Annotated in this window: 20 protein-coding genes; 15 read left to right on the top strand and 5 right to left on the bottom strand. The window is 47.6% G+C overall.

All coding sequences use genetic code 11. The annotated features are described in order from the left end of the window. Positions 1-83: 83 nt before the first annotated feature. The gene (locus I1H34_RS03310; protein WP_212664336.1) at positions 84-1076 is read right to left on the bottom strand and encodes a glycosyltransferase; all 993 of its coding nucleotides are present in this window, start codon (positions 1074-1076) and stop codon (positions 84-86) included. Between the two features lie 102 nt (positions 1077-1178). Between I1H34_RS03310 and nusB the strand changes: the two genes are divergently transcribed. From nusB to I1H34_RS03330, 4 genes are all read left to right on the top strand, one after another. Then, the gene (gene nusB, locus I1H34_RS03315; protein WP_212664337.1) at positions 1179-1796 is read left to right on the top strand and encodes a transcription antitermination factor NusB; all 618 of its coding nucleotides are present in this window, start codon (positions 1179-1181) and stop codon (positions 1794-1796) included. Positions 1797-1850: 54 nt separating this feature from the next. After that, the gene (ftsY, locus tag I1H34_RS03320; RefSeq protein WP_212664338.1) at positions 1851-3374 is read left to right on the top strand and encodes a signal recognition particle-docking protein FtsY; all 1524 of its coding nucleotides are present in this window, start codon (positions 1851-1853) and stop codon (positions 3372-3374) included. Between the two features lie 428 nt (positions 3375-3802). Then, positions 3803-5227, top strand: a complete 1425-nt coding sequence (locus I1H34_RS03325) for a PP2C family protein-serine/threonine phosphatase (protein WP_212664339.1) — start codon at positions 3803-3805, stop codon at positions 5225-5227. Positions 5228-5349: 122 nt separating this feature from the next. After that, positions 5350-6258 carry a DUF4349 domain-containing protein gene (locus tag I1H34_RS03330; protein WP_212664340.1) on the top strand — a complete coding sequence of 303 codons (909 nt, stop codon included), beginning with the start codon at positions 5350-5352 and terminating at the stop codon, positions 6256-6258. On the opposite strand, the gene I1H34_RS03335 is transcribed toward I1H34_RS03330, so the two are convergent. Then, entirely contained in the window at positions 6248-7558 is a 1311-nt protein-coding gene (locus I1H34_RS03335) for an aminopeptidase P N-terminal domain-containing protein (RefSeq protein ID WP_212664341.1), read from the bottom strand. The two genes, I1H34_RS03330 and I1H34_RS03335, sit on opposite strands and share 11 nt — an antisense overlap. Positions 7559-8092: 534 nt before the next feature. Between I1H34_RS03335 and I1H34_RS03340 the strand changes: the two genes are divergently transcribed. From I1H34_RS03340 to I1H34_RS03360, 5 genes are all read left to right on the top strand, one after another. Further along, positions 8093-9634 (top strand): hypothetical protein, encoded by a 1542-nt coding sequence (locus tag I1H34_RS03340; RefSeq protein ID WP_212664342.1) that lies wholly within the window; start codon positions 8093-8095, stop codon positions 9632-9634. A gap of 68 nt (positions 9635-9702) precedes the next feature. Beyond that, positions 9703-10788, top strand: a complete 1086-nt coding sequence (locus tag I1H34_RS03345) for a hypothetical protein (RefSeq protein ID WP_212664343.1) — start codon at positions 9703-9705, stop codon at positions 10786-10788. Positions 10789-11281: 493 nt separating this feature from the next. Next, positions 11282-12823: a beta strand repeat-containing protein gene (locus tag I1H34_RS03350; RefSeq protein WP_212664344.1), complete on the top strand. Its 1542-nt coding sequence runs from the start codon at positions 11282-11284 to the stop codon at positions 12821-12823. A 48-nt stretch (positions 12824-12871) separates the two neighbouring features. Continuing rightward, positions 12872-13675: a hypothetical protein gene (locus tag I1H34_RS03355; RefSeq protein ID WP_212664345.1), complete on the top strand. Its 804-nt coding sequence runs from the start codon at positions 12872-12874 to the stop codon at positions 13673-13675. Positions 13676-13705: 30 nt separating this feature from the next. Further along, positions 13706-14191, top strand: a complete 486-nt coding sequence (locus tag I1H34_RS03360) for a L,D-transpeptidase (protein ID WP_212664346.1) — start codon at positions 13706-13708, stop codon at positions 14189-14191. 9 nt (positions 14192-14200) lie between these two features. Here the strand turns inward: I1H34_RS03360 and I1H34_RS03365 are convergent, their stop codons facing one another. After that, a complete protein-coding gene (locus tag I1H34_RS03365; RefSeq protein WP_212664347.1) occupies positions 14201-14599 on the bottom strand; it encodes a DUF4189 domain-containing protein in 399 nt (132 codons plus the stop codon). 258 nt (positions 14600-14857) lie between these two features. On the opposite strand from I1H34_RS03365, the gene I1H34_RS03370 reads away from it, so the two are divergent. Continuing rightward, on the top strand, positions 14858-15691 hold the full coding sequence (locus I1H34_RS03370; protein WP_212664348.1) for a sulfite exporter TauE/SafE family protein: 834 nt from the start codon (positions 14858-14860) through the stop codon (positions 15689-15691). Positions 15692-15873: 182 nt separating this feature from the next. Here the strand turns inward: I1H34_RS03370 and psbQ are convergent, their stop codons facing one another. Together psbQ and I1H34_RS03380 are read right to left on the bottom strand one after the other, a co-directional pair. After that, positions 15874-16323 carry a photosystem II protein PsbQ gene (psbQ, locus tag I1H34_RS03375; protein WP_212664349.1) on the bottom strand — a complete coding sequence of 150 codons (450 nt, stop codon included), beginning with the start codon at positions 16321-16323 and terminating at the stop codon, positions 15874-15876. Between the two features lie 190 nt (positions 16324-16513). Next, a complete protein-coding gene (locus I1H34_RS03380) occupies positions 16514-19120 on the bottom strand; it encodes a M1 family metallopeptidase (protein ID WP_212664350.1) in 2607 nt (868 codons plus the stop codon). A 235-nt stretch (positions 19121-19355) separates the two neighbouring features. Here I1H34_RS03380 and I1H34_RS03385 point away from each other — a divergent pair, with 235 nt between their 5' ends. The 5 genes from I1H34_RS03385 (at position 19356) to I1H34_RS03405 (ending at position 23478) form a co-directional block, all read left to right on the top strand. Then, positions 19356-20531 (top strand): DUF4034 domain-containing protein, encoded by a 1176-nt coding sequence (locus tag I1H34_RS03385; RefSeq protein ID WP_212664351.1) that lies wholly within the window; start codon positions 19356-19358, stop codon positions 20529-20531. A gap of 116 nt (positions 20532-20647) precedes the next feature. Further along, a complete protein-coding gene (locus tag I1H34_RS03390; RefSeq protein WP_212664352.1) occupies positions 20648-20830 on the top strand; it encodes a hypothetical protein in 183 nt (60 codons plus the stop codon). A gap of 47 nt (positions 20831-20877) precedes the next feature. Further along, positions 20878-22206: an ISNCY family transposase gene (locus I1H34_RS03395; protein ID WP_212661733.1), complete on the top strand. Its 1329-nt coding sequence runs from the start codon at positions 20878-20880 to the stop codon at positions 22204-22206. 23 nt (positions 22207-22229) lie between these two features. Beyond that, positions 22230-23174, top strand: a complete 945-nt coding sequence (locus I1H34_RS03400) for an IS630 family transposase (protein WP_212664353.1) — start codon at positions 22230-22232, stop codon at positions 23172-23174. Between the two features lie 97 nt (positions 23175-23271). After that, positions 23272-23478, top strand: coding sequence for a hypothetical protein (locus I1H34_RS03405; protein WP_212664354.1), 207 nt, complete (start codon positions 23272-23274; stop codon positions 23476-23478). The last annotated feature ends 13 nt before the right edge of the window (positions 23479-23491 follow it).

Raw genomic sequence — 23491 nt, forward strand, 5'->3', positions numbered from 1 at the left:
ATGTCATACTGGATTGCTGGTGATATTTGTCACAACTAGAAACAAGCCTTAAGTCCTTCTCCTGCCAGCCCTAAAGCAGTGTTTTAAGATAGCCTTTGTTTCACTTTTCGCCAGCGATTCTGCCAGCGGAGCTGCGTGATTCGCAGCTGAGTTAAGGGTGTAATGGCTTCTTGTTGCTGGGGTTGGGAATCAAAAAATGCATTGACCTCAGTCAAAATCACCTGCAACCGCTGGAGAATATTGGCCGTCCGGTATTCTGCCAACACTGATTCTGGGAGATTGCCGACTTGACCCGATTGCAGAACTTGCTGAATACGCTGGACATCAAATGTGAGGGAATAACCTGCAATTTTGTGACAGTTAAAACCAGGATCCAAGTAGTCAGAAAGTCCACCATTAATGCTGGAAAACACTTGGCACCCACAAGCCATTGCCTCCATGGGTTGCAGTCCAAAGCCTTCGCTCACTTTTTGCTGTGCCCAATATTCCGCAGAATCGTAGAGATAGACTTTGGCTCGGTTAAAGAGTTGGGATAGATCTTCAACATAGCTATCTACGACCTCGACTGTACAGACTTGCTGCAACGCTGGAATCAAATCTTGCATTAAATAAGCAGAAGATTTCCGAGCCTGGACTAAGACATCTATATCTCGGTCTATATTCACATTGCTGAAATTGTCTGAAATTTGGTTGGGTAAATAGTAAAGCAGGGAATGAGGCGATCGCTGGCCCCAATAGCCTAGGGTATTTCGGCTCACCGTAATAATCGGCACCCGTGCGGGTAGGTCAAATCCATAGCCTGAACTATGGGCGTGGTAGACCACGTTATAAGCCTGCAATTGTTGAGCCAACTTGCCGACATCAAATCCCCAACTAATGACGAAAATGACCTGATCTAGATGGGGCTGAGTCCACAGATCCGTTAAGAAGAGGGTGTCTGGTTCCCGTTGTTTGTAGGTCACCACTTCAGCGGAGCAGATCTGCTGAGCCAATTTTAAGGTTTTCAGTTCTGCCCAGAGTCCACCACAGGCGTATTTACCCCCTAACCCCGGAACCAAGAAATATAACTTCCGCATACCTCGCGCCCATTGACTAGAGATATAGTGTAAGCCGCCAATGCTGAACTTGAACGTTGGATACTAAGATTAGAGAGTTCTGCACCAAGCCCATATCTCCGTATGCAACCTCGCCGAATTGCCCGTGAATTGGCACTTTTAAGTATTGGTCAATTGCCTAGCAATTCTGATCGACTCGCCAATCAAGATTTGCAAGCTGTGATGATTACAGCAGTGCGAACCCTTGTCGCTGAAGTCCAAGAAGCATTGGAAACCGCCAGTGCCGAACTGAAACGGGGAAGCGATCGCATCCTCGATAGCGAACTCAAAGCCATTGATGTGCAGAGTTCGCGGGCCATGGTTACCGAAGCCATTGACCTCACCAAAACAGCGGTCAACCGTTTGGGGTTAGCCATTGATTTCCCTGAATTTATTCAGCTGGCCAACCAACAGTCCGTTCGAGACTACACCCTAGATTTAATTGCAGCGGTTCACCACCATCGCGAGGACATTGATCAAATCCTCGAGAAATCCTTGGTGGATTGGCAGCTCCATCGGTTGGCCCACATCGATGCCAATTTGTTGCGGTTAGCCGTTGCCGAAATGAAGTATTTAGATATTCCCAATCAAGTAGCGATTAACGAATCCGTAGAGCTGGCTAAGAAATATAGTGCTGAAGAGGGTCATCGCTTTATTAATGGTGTTTTGCGACGGGTAACCCGCCACATCGCGGTACCTTAATATGCGGTAGGTTGAAATCAGATCCGCCCCCATCGTTTCGCTTAGGAAAAGGTCATGGTTTTCAATTGGTTTCGTCGCCAATTTAATAAAGAAGAAGCTGAGGAGCAAGAAACAACGTCTGTCGTTGAAGCGGAGCAAGATGCCCCCAGTGACGACAGCGATGATAGCGACGATGCTGATGAAACGAGTGAAGCTGAAGACTCTCTCAGTTGGGCGGAGACAGCCTTTCAAAAAATCCAAGAGCGACAGCAAGCAACCACCTCAGAGACTGCTGCCCCAGACGTCGAAGAGAGTCCCTCAACCGATGAGGTAACCCCTGCTCCAGACGTCGAAGCAGAGAGCCTCTCAATAGATGCAGTAACACCAGAAGCTGAGTCTGCTCCCCCTGAGGTCACTCCCACCACTGCTGAAGTAGAGGAAATTGAGCCATCAGAACCAGAGGCTGCTCCCCCTCCCGAACCGACGCCTGTAGAAACTCCTGCACCGGTCGCGAAAGCAGAAACCCCTGTGCCTGTTGCGGCAACGCCAAGCCCGACTTCACCCCCCGCCAAGCCGACCCCATCTGATCTGACATTTGATGAAGGGTTTTTGTGGTCTGCAGAAGTATTAGCAGCCCAGGGTCGCCGCCCTGAAGATGTCTCCGTTGAAGAAATTTCTTGGCTGCAGAAGCTGCGCCAAGGATTGGGGAAAACCCGGCGAGGCTTAGCCAACCAACTCAAATCGGTGGTGGGTCAAGGCCCATTGAATGCCGATGCAGTGATGGAAATTGAGTCATTACTGCTGCAAGCCGATGTGGGTATTTCGGCGACGGATAAATTGATCGAAGCTTTGCAGGTCAAAGTTAGAGAAGAAACCCTACCCCCCGATGCTGCGATTGCATATCTCAAAGAGATAATGCAAAAGATTCTCGATGCTCCTATCCAAAAGAACTACAACCCTAACTTTGCCCCCAAGCGAGAGGGGATGAATATCTGGCTGATGACAGGGGTCAATGGAGCAGGTAAAACCACCACCATCGGCAAACTAGCCCATATTTCTCAAGAGTCGGGCTATGCCTGTCTGATTGCTGCTGCCGACACTTTTAGAGCTGCAGCTGTTGAACAAGTGAGAGTGTGGGGACAGCGCAGCAATGTCGATGTGATTGCCAATCCTGGCCAGAATACAGACCCCGCTGCCGTTGTCTTCGATGCCATTACTGCTGCCCAAAAGCGAAACATTGATCTATTGCTGGTGGACACAGCAGGGCGCTTGCAGAATAAGAAGAACCTGATGGATGAACTCAACAAAGTTCGGCGGATTGTCAGCAAGAAAGCACCGGATGCCCATATTGAATCCTTGTTGGTACTGGATGCCACTTTGGGGCAAAATGGCTTGCGACAAGCTCAGGTCTTTTCAGAAGCTGCCGAACTAACCGGAGTGGTACTCACTAAACTGGATGGCTCTGCCAAAGGTGGGGTCGCCCTAGCCGTGGTTCAGGAGTTAGGTCTGCCTATTCGATTTATTGGAGCCGGTGAAGGGATTACTGACTTGCGCCCCTTCTCTAGCTATGAATTTGTAGAAGCACTCCTGAGCACCTAGTATTTTTCTGACCTAGAACTAACATGATCAATCGATTCTTTGCCTTATCAGACTGCAGAGATCAGGAAATAAATTGTGGCAATCTTATCAGAAGTGCGCTATACCAGATTGAAGGAAACAATTGATATTTGTCATATTGTTTCCCTTTTAGGAGTGGTTTCACAATTTTTTAAGTCGTTCTTGGTCAGTCTCTGATATTTGCTGCAGTTAACAGCAATTTCGTGATGATTTGGCACTCTATCTAGAGTATTCTTCCTAAGAAAAAATGTATCAGAGGATACTGTTGCATTCCTTCTGCTTCTTTATTTTTCTTTAGTTAGAGTTCAGCTGCCCAAAGAGTTGACAAGAGTGCTAAGCTTACTGGGCATAACTGTCAACTAGTAACACAACACTCGTTTTCTCTACAATACTGGCTTGTATTTGCCTTTATGTCTCGAGTTCCACTTCCAAACCAACCGTCCCAATCTTTGGATTTTGACTATCCAGGGGTGGCGACAAACGTGGCAACTTTGACAGCACTCCAAGAGCTTGTTTCCCATCTCCGACGAGAACAAGCAAAAGCGCAAGACTTATTGAGTTCCTTAAGCTTTTCGTTAAGGAGCTTTAACAATCTCAATCAGTTCCTCGCCTTAATTCCTCTGATTGTTAGTCGTGTTACCGATGCGGATGCCGCTGCTTTAATTTTGTTTCGCCCCAACGGGCAAGTGTCTTTAGAGCAGTTGTATTGTCATGAAGGACAGCAATGCCGAAATATTCGCTTAGCCCTAGAGAGTGTCACCCGTCAGTTTCCGATTAATGGTTCTCCTGCTAAACAACCGAACCTAGTTCTAGAACAACAGTTAGGTCAGCTGTTGGGAGAAAATTATCAGTGGTTCAGTACCGCTATTTTAGTGCGGAATTTTGAACTCCATGAACGGGGCCGCCTATACCTGTTTAGCAGTAATCCTGAATATGAATGGACAGAAACCCGGCAAAAGCTAGCCCAGTTAGTGGCTGACCAAACCGCTGTGGCCATTGAAAACGACACGTTAACGACCCAACTCCGTAAGCAAGAGCGAATCACCCGTGAGTTAGAGATTGGGGCAGAAATTCAAGCTCGTTTATTGCCCAACTATTCCCCCACGATTGACGGGGTGGCCCTAGCAGCTACCTGTCAAACGGCCAATCAAGTGGGTGGAGATTATTACGACTTTATTCCGATTTATCGACAGCTTCCAACCTCCCGTCAATATCGCCTAAATCAGGCCGATCGCTGGGGACTCGTGATTGGAGACGTCATGGGTAAAGGGGTTCCTGCTGGGCTGATCATGACCATGACTCGCGGGATTCTGCGAGCCGATGCGTTACACCATCATTCTCCAGCAGAGATCTTAAAAAATCTCAATCAGGTCATGTATGCCGATTTAGAAAACTCTAATCGGTTTGTGACTCTGTTTTATTCAGAGTATGACCCCAAAACTCGTCAGCTTAGCTTCAGCAATGCGGCTCATAATCCGCCATTGCTCTGGCGTGCCCGTGAAGATGCGATTGAGCGCCTAGATACGGACGGTATGTTGATTGGTCTGGATGCCAATACTGAGTATCAGGAAGATAAGGTCACCCTAGCGCCTGGCGATACGATTATTTACTATACTGATGGCTTTACCGATGCGGCTGGTCCTAATGGTGATCGCTTCGATGAAGAAAACTTACTGACTGTCTTTCAAGAAGCCTGCCATACTTGCCACGGCCCGCAAGAGATTCTAGATTACCTGTTTGAGCGTTTGCAAGCCTTTATGGGAGAACGGAATCAAAGCGGTGATGATGTGACTCTGATCGTCATGCAAATCACGCCCATGTTGCTGACCTTCTAAACTGGCGTTCAAGTTTTAACATCCCTTCTAGGAATGTCAGGCTTGGTTGCATAAATGGTAACTGGCTTAATAATAGTGCTTAAAACCACCATAATCAGGGCAATGTAGCATTTGTCAGGGTTATGACGCCAGAACATAAACGCCTTACTGCACCCGTTTGGGGCACAGTTGTCGGAGCCGTTCTCTTAGCGAGTTGTTCATCCCCTCTCACTGAATCGATGTCAGATTCAGGTGAGGCACCCCAAGCCGCTCAGTCGGAGCTAGCCGCCCTCCAAAATGATGTGTCGTCACCGACTGATGCCGCTCCCCCCAAGGCCAAGCCCCAGCTGATCAAGCGTGCCAATATGACCCTTCGGGTCGAAAAAATAGCGCCCACGTTACAAGCTGTCGCTAAGCTTGTCAAAACTCAGCAAGGTGACGTGGTTGGCCTTCAGGATCAAGTGCCTCCTGACGGGGCAGTGCGTCATCAGGCTTCCATGGAGCTACGTATCCCCCAAGCCAAATTGGAGGCCACGCTGGAGCAATTAGCCCAGTTAGGCACCGTTCAAAACCGCTCGATCGAAGCGGAAGATGTGTCCACTCAGCTGGTAGATTTTCAAGCCCGCCTTAAAAATCTCCGCAAGTCGGAAGAAGTGGTGTTGAAGATTATGGATCGATCGGGATCTGTGGCTGATGTCCTCAAAGTTTCTCAAGAGCTAAAGACGATTCGTCAACAGATTGAACAAATTGATGCTCAGGTGAAACGGTTACAAGCCCAGGTGGCTTTTTCAACGGTTAACCTCAGTTTGGAATCTGCGATCGCAACCACGCCACCCCAATCTTCCCTTGGTGATCGCCTACAAGAAGCTTGGTCCCAGTCAACCCATGCGGTTGTCAATCTCACATTTGGCTTACTGGGCATTCTGGTTTGGTTTGTGGTCTTTTTGCCTTACATCATTGGTCTGGTCTTGGTGCAATTTGTCGTCAGACGGTTGATGCAGCGTCGGAGCAACACCGCGACGGCCTCCGATCACAAGTCCATCAGTGGGTAATGGAGGCGATGGATTTAGGAACAGCTGCCGTGAGCACTTCATGGCCTGTTCCCGTGAGCAGCACATCATCTTCAATGCGAATCCCAATTCCTCGCCACCGCTCCGGTACTTCTGGCTGATCTTCGACTAGTTGAATGTCAGGACCAATATAAATTCCGGGTTCAACGGTAACCACATGCCCGGCTTCAAGGGGTTGCCAGGTGTCTTTATCCTTTTTGTAGACGCCCACATCATGGACATCCAGCCCTAGCCAATGACCCGTACGGTGCATATAAAAGGGCTTATATGTTTCTTCTTCGATGAGTTTATCGACATCCCCTTGCAGTAAGCCCAGATCGACTAAACCTTGGGTCAGCACTTGGACTGCTGCTTCATGGAAGGCGTTGTAGGGGTTGCCCGGTTGCACCTGTGCGATCGCAGCTTCTTGTGCCGCTAAAACCAGCTCATACAGAGCTTTTTGCTCTGCTGTAAACGTTCCGCTCACGGGAAAAGTACGGGTAATATCGGCGTTGTAATATTGATAACTACAACCCGCGTCAATCAACAGCAAATCCTGCTCCTGAAGCTGGCAGGTATTTTCGGTATAGTGCAAAATGCAGCCATTCACCCCCGCTGCCACAATAGAGGGATAGGCGGGGCCTAAGCCCCCTCGTAAGCGAAATAGCCGTTCCATCTCTGCCTGAATTTCATATTCATAGCGACCAGGCTGGGCTATCTCTCGGGCCAAGTTGTGAGCCTCGGCAGAAATATCGATGGCTTTACGCATCAAATCCAGTTCAGCCTCACTTTTGGTCAGCCGCTGGGGATGAAGCACCGTCATGGGATCTTCCAAAGCAACCGGACCAATGCCATTCTTTCGGACCATGATCAGTGATCGTTGCCAATGCTTCAGAATGGTTTGATTAAAGGGTTGATCCAGCCCGAGGTGGTAGTAAATCCGATCAGCACCCGCTAAATATTGGGGCAGATGTTCATCCAGCTCCGCAATCGGATAGACTTCATCGGCCCCATATTCTTCTTTTGCCAGCTCGACACCGACTCGATACCCTGTCCAAGTCTCCATCAACGGATCTTTGGGTTGCACAAACAGCACAAACTGATGCTCTTCATGATGGGGAGCCAGCACAGCCACCGCATTGGGTTCGTTAAACCCCGTCAAGTAGAAAAAGTCACTCTCTTGCCGAAAGTTATATTCCACATCACTATGCATCACGGCCATTGGGGCACTCCGAAAAATTCCCGTCCCCGAACCCATGGCTTTCATCAGTTTTTGACGACGCTGGCGATATTCTGCTTGCATAGGATCTTTAATCAAGATGACAATTTTCTCTACCCATTGTGCAGTATATCGTCCAGAGATTGCTTGATAGATAACGGTAGAGGGCAGCTAAGAGCACCAGCGTCTCAAAATTTTTGAGTACAGGATGACCAATATGGAGGTATTGAAGTGCATGGTCACCTGTGAAGGCCAATCTATAGAAATAGAGGAGCCGCCTAAAAATTTTAAGACTTTAAGGATGTCAGTCGAGTAAAGTACTGATCTCTGATTCCATCAGCTCGGGGATAAGTACTTATATTCAGTAGTATCACTGAATTCAATGTTCTAGACTCAAAATGTTTTTTGTTCTTTTAAATAAAAATAAGTGAAACTACCTAGGACACTAGTCAAAAAGAATAAATAAAGGAAAAGACAATATGAGATTAAAAATTAGAAGAAATAGGTAATTGTCGCGAGTGGGACCTTTTTCTCTAAGGGCATGCTGTAGATATACACATCATATACATCCACACAATCACCTACATTCTCAGAGATGTGCTCCACGAGGTTATACCCATGAAACGCCTGATTCCACTGACTAAGCTGACACTGAGTTGTACATTACTCTTTGCTGCATTAGGTTCACCTGCTTTAGCTCAAATAGAAGTTGAAGAAGGGGCCGTTTATACCGGCGATATTGATATTTCAGGTGATGAAAATGGGGTTAATTTAGAAACCCTAGATAATGATTGTGGAACAGTCATTCGTCAACGGGATGATAACGATGATGGTACCCCTGGTCCAGATAATAACCTCGTTGTAAATGCGGGTGAGGATGCCTTTGAAGGCAACGGCACAGGTTGTGCAAATTCCTCATCCTCTTCCGTAGGTAATTCCTCCAACAACCAAAATAGCCAAACCATCAATGCCAATCCTACGAATATTTCTGAGTCGGGAGCGATTACATCTGGAGATGCAACCTCCTCAGTAGATGGGGGATATTCCCAGTCCTCTTCTGACGTCAACGGTGGCAACTCTACGTCTCAAGCAGAAGGAGCAACGGGGGGTAGCTCAACCTCCGGAGCGAATTTAGGTGATGTCAGTAGAGGTGAGACTTCTTTAGGAGATGCGATTCGCGGTGAGACTTCTCTGGGAGATGCGACTCGCGGTGAGACTTCTCTGGGAGATGCAACCCGTGGCGATACTTCCTTAGGTAATGTCAATCGAGGAAACACAGCGCTTGGCGATAATCAATTTAACACCAGCACTTCCGGTGGTACTGCGAACCAAAGCCAGTCGGCCAATACCACAGGTGGAAACGTTACCGCAGGATCCGCCACTCAGAATCAATCCGCCAATACCACGGGGGGAGATGTGACAGGAGGGGCAGCCAATACCAACGGTGGATCATCCGACACAACCGGTGGCACGGTCACCACCAATGGTGGCTCAGCCAACCAAAGCGCTAGCACCACAGGAGGGACCGCCAACCAATCCCAAATCGCCAATACGGGCAGTGGTCCGGCAAGTACCAACAGTGGTGACCTTAGCCTTGCCCCCATCACTGTCCAGACTGGTGATAATAGTGTCAATAATCGCCAAATTACCAACAATACGGCCAATTTCTCCAATACGAGCGCCTTCGCCAATAATTCAGTCTTCGGCAAAAATGCCTTCAATGGCAGCGTATCCGGTGGAATGTATGCTCGCCTGAATGCCTCTTCCAAATCTTCGAGCGCTTATAACAATAGCTTTAGCCATAATCAAGCGGAAGTCGAAGTTGGGATTTTCAAAGCGTTTCAAACAGTGGCATCCAAAAATTCTGCTCGTCGAAAGCGGGTCAAATTTGGCCAAGACATGATTGTCTACTGTGTCGATTTCCTCAAGCACTATCCCAATCTGATGGCGATTGACGTAGCCACCATTCACAACAGCCATCTCAAAAAGACGGTACAGGCTTGTCAAGAGCTAGGTCCCCTTGTTGCGCAACAGCAGCCTCGACAAGTGATCATTAACGTCCCGCCTCAAGCCCAGCCATCACCGGAAGTCTTGAACCTCCCAGGTTCAAGAGATCTTCCTTCAGAGCCTCGTCGGATTACCCGTAGCAGTGGCGGTTAAGCACCTGCCTTTACTAAGCAACTGCCTTTACGCTCTACATCGCCACTAAATATACGAGGTTATTCAAGATGAAACTCTATTCCAGATTAAATGTTCTCACTGCCAATACCCTAGGCCTAGCCTTTTTGATGACTGTGTCAGGAGCACCTGCCATAGCCCAAGTTGAAGTCGAAGAAGGTGCAATTTTTACGGGAAATATTACCGGTGGTCCCACAGAAATTCAAACCTTGGATAACGATTGTGGCACAACCATTAGCCAACGGTCAGATGACGGCACACCCAATGATGTTGACAACAACATCGAAGTCACAGCCCAAGAAGATGCATTTTCTGGGATTGGCACAGGTTGTGCAGAATCCACTTCTAGCGTGACTGGAGAATCTGTAACCAATACTAATACGGAGAATATCACTGCCAGCCCTGACAATACTTCCACCACGGAAGCCATCACTTCTGGTGATGCGACTTCTGCTGTAGATGGAGGTTTTTCAGAGTCTGATTCTGATGTCAGTGGTGGGAATTCTTTTAGCGAAGCCGAAGCTGCAACGGGTGGTAGCTCAACGTCCAATGCAACTCAAGGAGATGTGACCGAGGGCAATACAACTTTTGGTGATGTCTCCCGTGGCAACACCGTTTTTGGCGATGTTTCTCGTGGCAACACTATTTTTGGCGAAGTGACCCAAGGGAATACAACCTTCGGTGATGTCACTACAGGTGATACCGATCTAGGAGGCAACACCTTTGACGCAGAAGTCATCAGTGGCTCGGCTGACCAAGAACAGATGCTTGATACTACCGGTGGAGATGTCGTTGCTGGCAACACAGATCAGACCCAAGCTTTGGATACAATAGGCGGAGATATCACCGGTGGGACTGCCGATATGATGGGTGGGACCGCCAATCTGGTGGGTGGTGATGTGACCACAACAGGTGGTTCTTCCAATCAAACTGGCTCTGTTACAGGTGGAACAGCTGACCAAAGTCAGTTTGCTGAAACCATCAGTGGACCAGCTACTACCAACAGTGGTGACCTGACCATTGCCCCTATTACAGTGAACACGACTGATTCTTCAGTCGATAACAGTAGTGTTACGAACAGCTACGTCAACAGTGCTGTCGTCAATAGCTCCAACGTGAACACTGTTAATCCTTGAGTCTAAGTGTGTAACTTGTGTGGATAGAGATGGAATCTCGCTAATAGACTCATGATACTGCGCTAGTTTTTTCTAGCGCAGTTTTTTTGGGGATTTCTTATCTAAATTGAGATTATCAAATATTGCTCTACTTATAACGCACCCCTAAACATTTACTTATTTAATACATACTATTTTTGCCTGATTAGATTGAGAAGATTGAATGGTCTGGGCTTTGGATTGAGATGGCAACCTGCCAGTATTTGATCAGTATAAATACTGAGAGATTAAATCATGATTTGGCATGACTCTATATTTCACACAAAAACTGAGAGAAATACGGATAAATCTTGCAGCTTTAAGAATAAATAAACATTTTTAATTTATTTAAGAAAAAAGATTTTTTAGGTATTCCTATTGAGGATTTCTATCTCAGATCAAGGAAAGATAAAAATATACAAGTTATGCATATGTTCCTCAGCAACCCAGTGTTGCTCATTAGCGAGAAAAAACCATGAAGACGCATTTTGGATTAAAAACGATTGCCGGTAGCACTCTTGGCTTAATGCTGGTTTTCTCGGCTTTTGGGCAGTCAGGATTGGCGCAAACGACTGAAGTAGAAGAAGGCGCGATTTACACTGGAGATATCACCTTAGATGGCAACGAAAATGCCGTCGATATCGAAACGTTGGATAACGATTGCGGCACCAACTTTGACCAGCGCGATGATGACGGTACGGATGGGACTTCTAATAATATTGATATTCAAGCCGGTGAAGATGCTTTAGAAGGCATTGGAACTGGCTGTGCTAACGCCAGTTCATCATCAGTCGGTAACTCTTCAGATAACACCAACACCACCACCATCAATGCCAGCCCAGACAATACGTCCACCTCTGAAGCGATAACCTCTGGAGCGGCTACATCGAGTGTTGAAGGAGGCTACTCACAATCCCAATCTAACGTCAGTGGCGGCGACTCCAACTCTTTTGCTGAAGGTGCAACGGGTGGCAGCTCCACCTCCCAGGCTGATTTAGGAAATGTATCTCGCGGAGATACAACGCTAGGCAATACGACTCGTGGCGATACAACGCTAGGCAATACGACTCGTGGCGATACAACGCTAGGCAATACGACTCGTGGCAATACTGCTTTGGGTGATGTCAGCAGAGGGGATACTACGTTAGGGAATAACGATTTTAATGCTGCGACGACAGGTGGTTCAGCTAATCAAGACCAATCTGCTAACACCAATGGCGGGAATGTTACCGGTGGCTCTGCCAATCAAGACCAATCTGCTAATACCAATGGTGGAAATGTCACCGGTGGCTCTGCCAACTCTACGGGTGGATCGGCTAATACGCTAGGCGGCAATGTCAATACGACGGGTGGATCCGCCGATCAGAATGCGGTCACCAATGGTGGATCAGCGACTCAAGACCAAAATGCTGCCACGAATAGCGGTGAGGCCTTGACCAATAGCGGTAATGTCAGTGTGGCCCCCATCACCATTGATACGAGAGACAGTTCCGTGGATAACTCCGCAGTCACTAACAACCACGTCAACATAAGCAATCAAAGTTCTTTTAACCGCAATTCAGTGTTCAACGACAATTCATTTAGTGGCAGAGTTTCCGGTGGATTCTATGCCCGAGCCAATGCATCTACTCAGAACAGTTCAGCTTATGGAAATGACTTTAGTAGCACAGCTGCAGAAGTCGAAGTTGGAGTATTTAAGGTCTTCCAAACAGCTGCCCGTCGCGATGCCGCAGATCGTGCTGAGATGAAGTTTGCCCAGAATATGATTGTCTACTGCACTGATTTTCTGAAGCACTACCCCAACTTGATGACCATTGATGTGGCCACGATTACAGACGCTAGTGTCCGGGAGACTGTCCAATCTTGTCAGGATTTAGGCCCCATGGTGACCCGACCGCAGCAGGTCATTATCAATGTTCCACCCCAGGCACAGCCTTTACCCCAGTCCCAAGTTTTACCGGGATCTCGTCAAGTCCCTGATTTACCTCGCAGCATTACCCGCAGTAGTGGCGGTTAAATCCGATCTGGTATCGTTCCCGTCGATCATTACTTTGGATATAGACCCATGAAAAACTTCCACCTGACCACCCTAATTAGCTTCGTCGTACTCTCCACCATTCCAGCATCTGCGGTGGCCCTACCAATTGATTTTGATGATTCCACCAAAATTAAACTCATTGAGATGGGGATTGATGCTCTAACCTCAGACAAATCAACGTCGGAGACATCAGAAACCGAAGAAACCCATTCAGCTGCGACGACTGAACCGTCAACAACGAATACTGCTGCCCCGAAACTAGACTCAAAAGCACCAGTAACTGGAACATCTAATAGCGAGCAGAATGAACTGCTCACTCCGAAAGCAACGAAAACAACATCGGCTGTTCCAAGTCCGAATACTCAGCAGGTTCACTGTGCCCAAGTTCAACAACATTGCTTAGAAGTTTCACATGCTACGCGTAGTGTTGGTGTATATGAAGGGGGGATGTTGCAGCAAACCCTGCCCTTGAATAATGGACAAGCTGTTTACAACGTTCCTACAGGAGGCACCAGCGTCACAACCTACCCTCAACCTGTGCCTTATCAACCTGTTCAACCTCTTACCTATCCTCAAACTCAACCGACGGTTTATCCAGTGGGCAGTTACCCAGTAGCCCCCAACGCGAATCCTTGGGGCTATGGTTACCCGACGGCTTATCCTCAGTCTGTTTATGCACCTACTGTGCCAGTTTATGGAACCCCAGCTCCTGTATTCCAGGCAGTGCCTAGAGTAAGCTCCCAACAGGATGTGATGGTGATTAATGTTGAGCCGAAAGCTGAAGCTCAAACCATCATCTTGGACAATAACTATCCTTTTCAGGGCCGTTAGTCCTAGCAATATTTGTGGAGAATGTGGACGATGAAAGGACTAGCATTAGGCGTTTTGACGGGTTTAGTGGGACTCCTATGGTCTCCAATGGCTCAAGCAGATGACTTATCGCTGCATTGTCGCCAAGTGCAGGGAGGTTGCTTGCAAATTTCTAAAGCCAAGCGGACCGTCACATACTATCAGCAAGGAAAAAACCAAAAATCTTGGCCGATTTCCATTGGCCGGCCAGGACTGGACACACCTGCCGGGAATTTCTGGATTTATGAAAAAGGGACGATGGTGGACTGGCAGTCTCCTTCAGGGGAGGTGATTCCTTATAACAGTCCTCGTAATCCGATGGCAGGAATTTGGATGGGCTATGTGATTGCGGATGGTGTTCCCCTAGGGTTGCATGGAACCAATACACCCAATTTGATTGGTCAAGCGGTGTCTGCCGGATGTAATCGAATGCATACCCACCATGCTAAAGAGCTATATAAATTTGTAGTAGTGGGTGATCCGGTGTATGTCCGATAAGTTATCTGATTACCGACTTGTGCAAACCCAACTCACAACCTTACAGTTGGGGCCGTATTTTTGGCAGGATTGCAGGGCATAAGATTCGGCTGTTGCTCGATCGACTCCCCAACCAGATCCTGCTGAGTAATCAGAGGCGCGAGCTAGGGCACCACAGCCATTTTTAAACACAACTAATGACTTACAATCCCCAGTCTTGGCATATTTTTCACAAAAACGAATGGCTACATTGGTTGCTTCCTGCGGAGTCGTGTAGTCATAGGAATAACCATGGCTACCGGTGGAAACAGAATAGGCCATCGCACCATAGTTCGCGTTAGCTAGAGCGTTTTGAGCCCCAACTAATCCCACGGCTGGCACACTAAACATCGTTGCAATCAGCACTTGAGATATTTTCGAATGGAACATATTTCCCCCATTTCTGTTGTAGATGGAATATTTGATAGTCGTTTGGCCAAACGAATGCGTCTAGACCATGAGGACTATAGCTGTAGAGTTCCCACACGATCGTCGCAGTCAGCATCTTCAGGCCAAATTCCTCTGGCTTGGGTCTGACTCACGAAAGATTTATAGTGAACGGGTACACCTCAGGAATGGTTTAAGGGAGAACACCCTTACTCTAGTGTTTGCGGGTTTGTACCACCATTGTTCAGGTAAAGCATCACCATGGATCCATTCAGTTTAGGGCTATTTGCAGTCTTGGGTATTGCGGCGGGAACCTTAGCTGGACTCTTAGGGATTGGCGGTGGCATGTTGATTGTGCCAGGGTTGTTTTACCTCTTTGATCTGATTCAACTCCCTCAAGACTCCCTGATGCATATGGCAGCGGGTAGCTCTATGTGCATTATGATTTGTACCGCCGCATCTTCGACCTGGGCCCATCATCGACAAGAGCATATTCAATGGTCTATTTTTCGCTCTATCATTGCTGGCATTGCCGTGGGTGTAGTGAGTGGCAATCTTTTAGCCAATCGGATGCCAACCCAAATTTTAGAATTGATTTTTGGCATCTTTTTATTGGTCGTTTCTACCAAGATATTCCTGGAGAAAAAATCTGAGGAAGAAGAACCAACGGTGGGGGCTCCCGGCATCGTCGCTACGAGTGCCGTGGGTATGGTGATTGGGTTTAAGTCGGGTGTGTTGGGGATTGGAGGTGGAGCCCTAAGTGTGCCGTTTCTCCTCTATTGTGGCCTCCCCATGAAAAAAGCCAGTGGGACCTCTGCCTCCTTCACATTACCTATCGCCATTGTTGGGACCCTCTCGTTTTTGCTTTTGAGCGGGACTCAAACTGATATTCCCTGGTCAACGGGTTATGTCTATTGGCCTGCAGTATTGCTAGTGGCCCCGTTTACGATACTGGGGGCACCTGTGGGAGCTAAATTTGCCGGTATCGTTGCTCCTGAAAAGCTGCGAACGATCTTTGCCGGATTATTACTGGTGATTAGTATGCGGATGTTGTCTGGGACTGGCTTAATTGCCTGGGACTTCCCGCTGATCTAGCTTCGACTTATTACACCTAAAAATTAAATCGCACCTAAGCGGAAATTTTAGGTAGAAAAAAAGAGTGAATCGCAGCGATCGCATCATTCAGCATGTAACTTGCAATTGATACGCTTTAGGATCTTGGCGAGTCGCTGCGTGACACCCTTTAACAATTGGCTCAAAGATATTGATTGTCAGATTTAAGATAAACCTAGGACAGCATCAAAGGTAGACACAACGGCGTCATATTCTTTGGCAGCAGAAGTGGGATTACGCTTAGCAGCAGCAGCATCTAGCTTGTTGAGGTGATCGGCTAACAACTTGATAGTGCGACGGCCACTTTTTTGAGTTGCAGCGGGTAAAGAATCACCCAAACGACGAGAGAGGGGGCCAAGTTCGCCTAAAGGACCACGGATAAAGGTGCGAACATTATTCCAGTCACCTTCAGCAATGTAGCCATCTAGCTCAGACAAACGTCCATACAAAGGTTGTAGCCCTTCTGTATATTTAGAAGCTTGAGCAATAACAATTCCAGTATCAGACCCAGCCAAAGCAGTAGGGGCAATTGTGCTAAAACTTGTCAAAACAAGGGCGGTTGCAAAGGCAACGGCCAATAGGGATTTACAAAATCGTTTAAAATTTAAGATCATTGATTCACAGTCCTCTGCGCATCAGAAATGGGTTTGCCAAGATTTATTGTCGAATTTTCAGGGGCCTTTGTAAAGCTAATCACCTGTAAAGCCCTGCTTTCGGGCTATTGATTGTAAAGGTTTGTATTTTTTGACCTGTCTCTACCTCTCAAGATCAGTCTCCGTCCTTTGCATTGGTTTCAATTAACGCCTAGGTCCCTGAGGACTTGGATTTAGCCTCTAGATCGGCTAGCCGACTTTTCAGCTCCTGATTGGCTTGTTGGAGTTGCTGAACTTCCTCTTGTAATGTGCTTAGGGCTTGATTTGATTTCACTCGGGCCTGCACTCTTTTAACTGATTCTTCGGCCATTCGTCGCACCCGACCATCAGGGGTTTGGTTGGCTAAGGTTTTCAGGAGTGAGATCGCTTTGGGGGTTTCCATCTGTCCCAGGGATGCGGATACCGACACTTGGGTTAAAAAGAAACTCTCACCCACGAGCACCGATAGCCGATCCAAAATGCGCTGCAGCTGTTCAGGGGGTTGTCCGGTGGAAATACTTCCTAAGGCTCGAATGGCAGCGAGACGGAGCGGTTGTGGGGTTCCTGCTTCGGTATAGGTCAAAATTAAATCGAGGGCTGCAGTGGAGGTTTTCATTTGGCTAAGGGCACCAATGGCTCCAGAGCGCACCACCTCATTCCAGCCTGCCCGGTCTTTGAGAACCGATTTAAAGAGCTTGATGACCTTGGTCTCTTTGGGTTTAGTGGTTAGGGTGGAGGATGCGATCGCACCCACGGCTCGTAATGCACTAGCTTCCACGTAATAACTGGGGTCACCCTTTTCAGCCAGAGGCTTGATGGCTTTGTAGCTCTCGTCCGTTTTAAAGGTCGCCATGGCTTCTACCACTGCCCGTCGGACTCTGGCATCCTTGTCCTTAAGACCTGGCTTGAGGGCGGTCAGTACCTGATCGAGCTTAATCTGAGCTAACTGCTTTGCCACTTCGACCCGCATGCCCCAGAACCCATCAGTAGTCAGGGCTTCCCCTAAACTTTTAATGACTTCTAATCCGCCTTTTTTCGCCAAGGCCTGGGCCGCATAAATTCGAGAGAGGGGATCGGGGTCCTGTTTAAGCTGAGCCTTCAGCTCAGGCACCGGGTATTCGAGGGTGACCTGCTTGAGATAGTGATTGCCTTGATCGAAGCTGATCAGAAGTGGTTTTTCAGGGAGGCCAAAGTAAAAGCTCTGCTCCTGCTCATGGACACGAACCGTAAAGGCTTGAAACTCTATGGGTTGCTTGCCTCGGTCAAATCCAAAGGCAATGGGCAGATTCAAATCAAATAGTTCTTTTGCACTATTTTTGTCTTTTGGATCCACCTGGGTTTGGGTCACTGTTACCTTGGCCATCTTATGATCGGCATCCCAGCTATAGCCCAATTTATATTCGGGATGGCCGCCCCGATAGACATATTGATCAAACAAGAAGAGCAGATTGCGACCGGTGGCTTTTTCAATTGCCCGCAGTAAGTCAATGGTCTCTACGGTTTTGTGGGCATTGTCCTGAACAAAGGTATGGATGGCTCGCCAAAACAGCTCATCGCCTAACTCTGCCCGAATCATATGATAGATACAGGCCCCTTTCTCGTAGAGATGGCGGTCATATAGCTCAATGGCTTCTCGGTAGACATGGGTGACCACGGGGCGACGATAGCGATTGCTATCCTCGTTGAAATAGTTACGGGCTTCGTTCAGCCGATAATAGGCAGCATCCTCAGCCCCATATTCATGGTTGGTCCACATCACTTCGGAATAGGAGGCCATGCCTTCCTTGATCCAGGCATGGGACCAATGCTTGATCACCACTAAATCCCCAAACCACTGGTGGGCTAATTCATGGGCCACCAGACTTTCTGCAGAACGATTATCAAGGGCAGCCCGCTCATCCAATAAGCAGCGATCTGTCAGCAGGGTAGTGGAGGTATTTTCCATACCGCCGAAGATAAAGTCATCAACGCAGACCTGGGCGTATTTGGGATAAGCGTAGGGATAGCCGTAGTATTCGCTAAAAAACTCAATCATGCGGGGCGTTTTGCCCATGGTGAGCTGGGCCTGATCTTCCCGCCCTTTCTCCACATAATAGGTCACGGGTTTGCCTTGCCAATCATCAATGATTTCTGCAAACTCGCCGACCGCTAAGGTCATTAAATAGGTGGGATGTACCTGCCGCTGGAGCCAATGGTAGATTTTCTGTTTGCCATCCACTTCGGTTTCAATCAGCTCTCCATTGGAGATGGCCATAAAGGCTTTGGGCACCCGCACCCGAATTTCTGAAGTGGCAAGCTGACCGGGGTAGTCAAAGCAGGGAAACCAAAACCGAGAGTCTTCATCTTCCCCTTGGGTCCAAACCTGGGTGGGTTTGTCAGGATAATGCTCATCGGGCTGGACAAAGTAAAGACCGCGTTGGGGCTGGTGTACGGTGTATGCGATCGCAACCGTAAATACTTTCCCCACTGTGGTTGGCTGTTTTAAATGAATCTGTAACTGTTCACCGTCATAGTCAAAGAGCTGTTTGGTGCGGCCAACCTTGACGCCTTCGATCTGCAAATCGACCGCATCCAACACCAAGGTCTCAACCCCACTGCGCACCGGGTTTAATCGAATCTGACAGGTGCCGCTAAAGGATTGGGCAGGAATGTCTAGGGCTAGATCCAGAAAAATATGCTCGACTTGGCCGGGGCGATCGGGATTGTAGTGAGGCCGTGCCCCTGCCGTTTCAAAGGACTTGTGCTTCTTAGTTTCAGAATCAAAGAAAAGATGGGACATCACATTACCTGCTGAGGACGGTGCTAGCTGAAGAGAATTGCCAGCAATGATTGGCTCTCGATCCAGCGTAGCGCTTTATCAGGAACTTAAGGGTTGAAGGCTCCATAAAAGTCCCTGTAGCATCATTTACGGGGTGCATAGATGGTCTGAAGTTAGGGTTGGTCTCTACATCCATCTTGGAAGTATTATCCCCCAACCGCCTCTGGACCCCATATAACTGGGCATCCTAGGATTAGTGCGCGATCAAAATGATTTGAACTCTCTAGATAACCGTTGTCATTCTCAGACCCTCAATCACTGTGTGGCTGTGGGGGTGGCGGCTTTACTGGTCAGCTGTCAATCTACACCCCAAACCTCACCGAATCTGCTCGAAAGCCCTGCTTTTTCTCAGCCTTCTTTGGCCGCGTCCATTGCCCAAGATTCTGTATTGGTTCCAGAGCAGTATTTGCAGCGGTATCAACATATTCCTGATGCAGAGGCATGGCGGCAAGATCTCTACGAACGAAAAGATTTTGCCAAGATTGAAACACGGGTCAACGAGTATTTACGGGCCGAAAGACAGGACGAGCATAAGTCTGGCTTTTTGATACGTCTGTATAGGACCCTTGGCAAATTTCCCAATCCCAAAAATGAATATACGTCCCAAGACAAGCAAGATTATCTCCATCAAACAGCTGTTTTGCAGGAATGGATGGCCGCTTACCCGACCTCCCATATTCCTTATCTGATTCAGGGAGAATTGCATGTAAACTACGCCTGGAAATTCCGAACGGGGCAAGTCGCTCGTAAGGTCACGGAAGAAGGATGGCAGTTATTTCACTACTACCTCCAAGAAGCAGCCGGTGATTTTAGCGTCGCTAGTCAACTCAATCCGAATGATCCGAATATTTGGAACGAACTCCTGCACCTGGCTGCTAGAACAAACCTAGATCCCTACACCCCAGAGTATTTCTTTGAACAAGGCCTGAACGCGAATCCCTCCCATTTAGGACTGCATACGACTTATCTGCAGACCCTATATCCCCAATGGGGGGGGAGCCAGAAAAAAATGTTGGCATTTGCCAGAGCAGCGTACAAGAAGGGACAAGCTACCCAAAAGCCGATGCTGGGCAATGTTCTGCTTTTGGCAGCCCGAGAAATAGATCGGGATGATGCTGTTCATCCGATCACCTGGTCAGAAATACAAACGGTCTATCAAGATATTTTTGCCCAATATCCTGATTACCTCCGCATGAGGTATTACTATGCCCATGATGCATTAGAGAGAGAAAAATTCGATGTAGCGATCCAGCAATTTGAAATCATTGGCGATCGGTGGACGACAAATACCCTTTGGGACGATCTCAATGAATTCCACCGTTCTCGTGTCTATGTCTACTTCAAAGAGGCGGTTCAACTGTATAAGCTATAGATCTTCAGAAAAGCATCCGTGGTTTTAGCGACACTACATCTTCATTAAATATAGTAACTAGCTCCTGATACTCTTAGCTCTGGCAAGGATTTCAAGATTATCAGAGGTCATCCAGTATGCTCGCACAATTCAAACTGCGCTTTACCCAATCAACACGCAAAAAGATTGAAGCTAAACTGCGCCAGGCATACGGGAGTCAGAATTTACGTCTGGTCAAACGTATTAGTGCTTTATTGCAGCTTGGTCAAGGTGGTTCAGTGGCACACAGCAATTGTAAATTCAAAATTTTGGCAAGCTAGGTTGTAGTCGTTGAGGATGTATTCATACACTTGCAGAGCCCCAGACGATGAATGAAGGTGTTCTAAATTTCCCTCTCTTACTGCACTGGCTACATCAGCTCATTGAGCACCTCGATGATCCACGTCAACCCAGTAATGGCACCAAATTTAGTCTCAAAGATATTGTATTAGGCGCATTTGCTGTCTTCTTTATGCAATGTCCTTCGTTTCTGGAGTACCAACGCCATGTTCATAGTCGTCATGGTCGTGACAACGCCCAAGCCCTCTTTGAGTTAACAGAACTCCCCACGAGCAACCAAATCAAGAATGTTTTGGACTTGATCGCATTTCGTCTTCTGTTTCCCATTTTTTATCAAATTTATAGCGTTCTCCTACGACGAGGTTATCTAGAGCAATATAAGGTTCTAGGTGGACACCTGTTGGTAGGGCTAGACGGCAGCGAGTATTTTTCCTCAAACCGGATTTGTTGCGATCAGTGTTCTACCAAAACCCATCGGGATGGGAGTGTCACCTATACGCACACCGCCGTGTTGCCCGTCCTCGTTTGTCCGGAAATTGAACATGTCATTTCTCTGGCCCCAGAGTTCATTCGTCCTCAAGATGGTGCGGAGAAACAGGATAGTGAAACCGCTGCGGCCAAACGGTGGATCAAGGGGCATGCTCAAGGGTTTGACGGAGCCAAGATTACGGTTCTTGGCGATGACCTCTATAGCCGTCAACCGATGGTGGAGACTTGTTTAGAGGATGAGTTGAACTTCATTTTTGTCTGTTTGCCCTCCTCCCATCCAGAGCTATATGAATGGGTAGAGTATTTAGAAGGTATTGGAGATGTTGAGCATCTAGAGACTCGGGGCTGGAACGGTCGCTATCATGAAATTTGTCAGTATCGCTATTACAATCGCATCCCCCTGCGTGAGGAGCTACCAGCAGTGATGGTCAACTGGTGCGAAGTCTCTGTTACTCGTGCTGCTGATGGAAAGACTATGTATCACAACGCGTTCATTACTCACCATTTCATCAATGACCAAAGTGTGGCCGAGATTGTCAGTGCTGGACGTGCCCGATGGAAAGCGGAGAATGAAGGACACAATGTCCTCAAAACCAAGGGCTATCACTTAGAACATAATTTTGGTCATGGTCAGAAGAACCTTGCTGCTGTGCTATTGGTACTCAACCTGTTGGCATTCTTATTTCATACCGTCTTGCACTTGGTGGACTCCACTTATCAACGCATGCGAAAGCAACGGGGAACCCGACAAGGCTTTTTTCACGATATTCAGACTTTGACCAAATACTTGCTCTTTGAGAGTTGGGAGCATTTGCTCCAGTTTATGTTGGATGATCCAGAGCCTCGAATAGCAGCCGATACCTCATGAAATATTGAATTTACAATTGCTGAGTGGCACAGGTAGCTGAAACATTGGCACTAGGCGAACAAACGATCAGGGATTATCTGCATGCATTTCTAAAACGAGGTATCGCTAGCTTTAGATACAAAGCGTCTCAAGGACGTCGCAGCAAACTCACTCCACGGCAACGACAACAGCTCAAGTCATGGATTAAAGCAGGTCCGCTCAAAGCTGGATACGAGTGTGGTTGTTGGAGTGCATTAATGGTTCAAGACCTGATTGCGAAACGCTTCAATGTTTCCTATCATCCCCATTATGTGAGTACTCTACTGAGGAACTTAGGCTTTTCATTTCAAAGAGCACGGTTTGTTGCAGCTCATCTCAATGAAGCCAAGCGACAAGAATGGATGACACACAAATGGCCTGAGATTTTGCGTTTATCAGCAGCCAAAGATGCCCTAATTTTATTTGGGGATGAGGCCAGTTTTGCGCAGTGGGGGTCGTTAAGCTACACCTGGAGTCTTCGTGGAGACCAGCCAACATTGCCCACCAGTGGTAAACGGAAGGCTTACAAGGTGTTTGGATTAATTGATTATCATTCTGGTCAGTTCTTCTATCAAGGTCAGACGGGACGCTTCAATTCTGAAGGGTATACTGCTTTTCTAACTCAAGTACTCCAGCAGACTCACAAGCATATTATTCTCATTCAGGACGGGGCTAGATATCACACCAGTAAAGCAACTAAGCAGTTCTTTGACCAGCAATCCGCTCGCCTTACTCCTTTCCAATTACCCACATATTCTCCTGACTTCAACCCAATTGAATTCTTGTGGAAGAAACTCAAAAAACGCAGCACACACCTACGGTTCTTCAAGCAATTTGATGACTTAGTTCAGCAGGTCGATGAGGGGCTACTGTACTTTAGTCAGACTCCCAATGAAATTACTGTCTTAATGGGCAAATATTGCAAAACCTTGGGTACACAAGCTGCCTAGCTAATCACGGATCTTTATCTGTAGATCTATAGCGACTCAGCAACATTATCAGGGGAATGAAAGCAAGGAGCAAGAGCTAGGCGCTGAATCTGAGAAAATGGTCTTGAAGGCGATTGAATTATGGCCTCAAGCCCCAGGATATCTATTCTTAGCTGGAATTTATGGGAATATCTACAAAGATATTCCTCAAGCCATTGATTTTGCCCATCAAGCTTTGGCTCTAAACCCCTCCCCATCTGAACGGGAGTATGCAGAAGATTTTATTCAGAAAGCGCAAGGTCTTCTGGCAACCCAGCGTCGATAGGTCACGCTGACTT

The organism is Acaryochloris marina S15 (genome assembly GCF_018336915.1).
GTDB classification, from domain to species: Bacteria; Cyanobacteriota; Cyanobacteriia; order Thermosynechococcales; family Thermosynechococcaceae; genus Acaryochloris; species Acaryochloris marina_A.

Coding starts and splice junctions, on each gene's coding strand:
- I1H34_RS03330 (WP_212664340.1), top strand. CDS start 5,350: ATGACGCCAGAACATAAACGCCTTACTGCACCCGTTTGGGGCACAGTT.
- I1H34_RS03345 (WP_212664343.1), top strand. CDS start 9,703: ATGAAACTCTATTCCAGATTAAATGTTCTCACTGCCAATACCCTAGGC.
- I1H34_RS03310 (WP_212664336.1), bottom strand. CDS start 1,076: ATGCGGAAGTTATATTTCTTGGTTCCGGGGTTAGGGGGTAAATACGCC.
- I1H34_RS03350 (WP_212664344.1), top strand. CDS start 11,282: ATGAAGACGCATTTTGGATTAAAAACGATTGCCGGTAGCACTCTTGGC.
- I1H34_RS03335 (WP_212664341.1), bottom strand. CDS start 7,558: ATGCAAGCAGAATATCGCCAGCGTCGTCAAAAACTGATGAAAGCCATG.
- I1H34_RS03365 (WP_212664347.1), bottom strand. CDS start 14,599: ATGTTCCATTCGAAAATATCTCAAGTGCTGATTGCAACGATGTTTAGT.
- I1H34_RS03340 (WP_212664342.1), top strand. CDS start 8,093: ATGAAACGCCTGATTCCACTGACTAAGCTGACACTGAGTTGTACATTA.
- I1H34_RS03390 (WP_212664352.1), top strand. CDS start 20,648: ATGCTCGCACAATTCAAACTGCGCTTTACCCAATCAACACGCAAAAAG.
- I1H34_RS03355 (WP_212664345.1), top strand. CDS start 12,872: ATGAAAAACTTCCACCTGACCACCCTAATTAGCTTCGTCGTACTCTCC.
- I1H34_RS03395 (WP_212661733.1), top strand. CDS start 20,878: ATGAATGAAGGTGTTCTAAATTTCCCTCTCTTACTGCACTGGCTACAT.
- I1H34_RS03370 (WP_212664348.1), top strand. CDS start 14,858: ATGGATCCATTCAGTTTAGGGCTATTTGCAGTCTTGGGTATTGCGGCG.
- I1H34_RS03380 (WP_212664350.1), bottom strand. CDS start 19,120: ATGTCCCATCTTTTCTTTGATTCTGAAACTAAGAAGCACAAGTCCTTT.
- ftsY (WP_212664338.1), top strand. CDS start 1,851: ATGGTTTTCAATTGGTTTCGTCGCCAATTTAATAAAGAAGAAGCTGAG.
- I1H34_RS03360 (WP_212664346.1), top strand. CDS start 13,706: ATGAAAGGACTAGCATTAGGCGTTTTGACGGGTTTAGTGGGACTCCTA.
- nusB (WP_212664337.1), top strand. CDS start 1,179: ATGCAACCTCGCCGAATTGCCCGTGAATTGGCACTTTTAAGTATTGGT.
- I1H34_RS03405 (WP_212664354.1), top strand. CDS start 23,272: ATGGTCTTGAAGGCGATTGAATTATGGCCTCAAGCCCCAGGATATCTA.
- psbQ (WP_212664349.1), bottom strand. CDS start 16,323: ATGATCTTAAATTTTAAACGATTTTGTAAATCCCTATTGGCCGTTGCC.
- I1H34_RS03325 (WP_212664339.1), top strand. CDS start 3,803: ATGTCTCGAGTTCCACTTCCAAACCAACCGTCCCAATCTTTGGATTTT.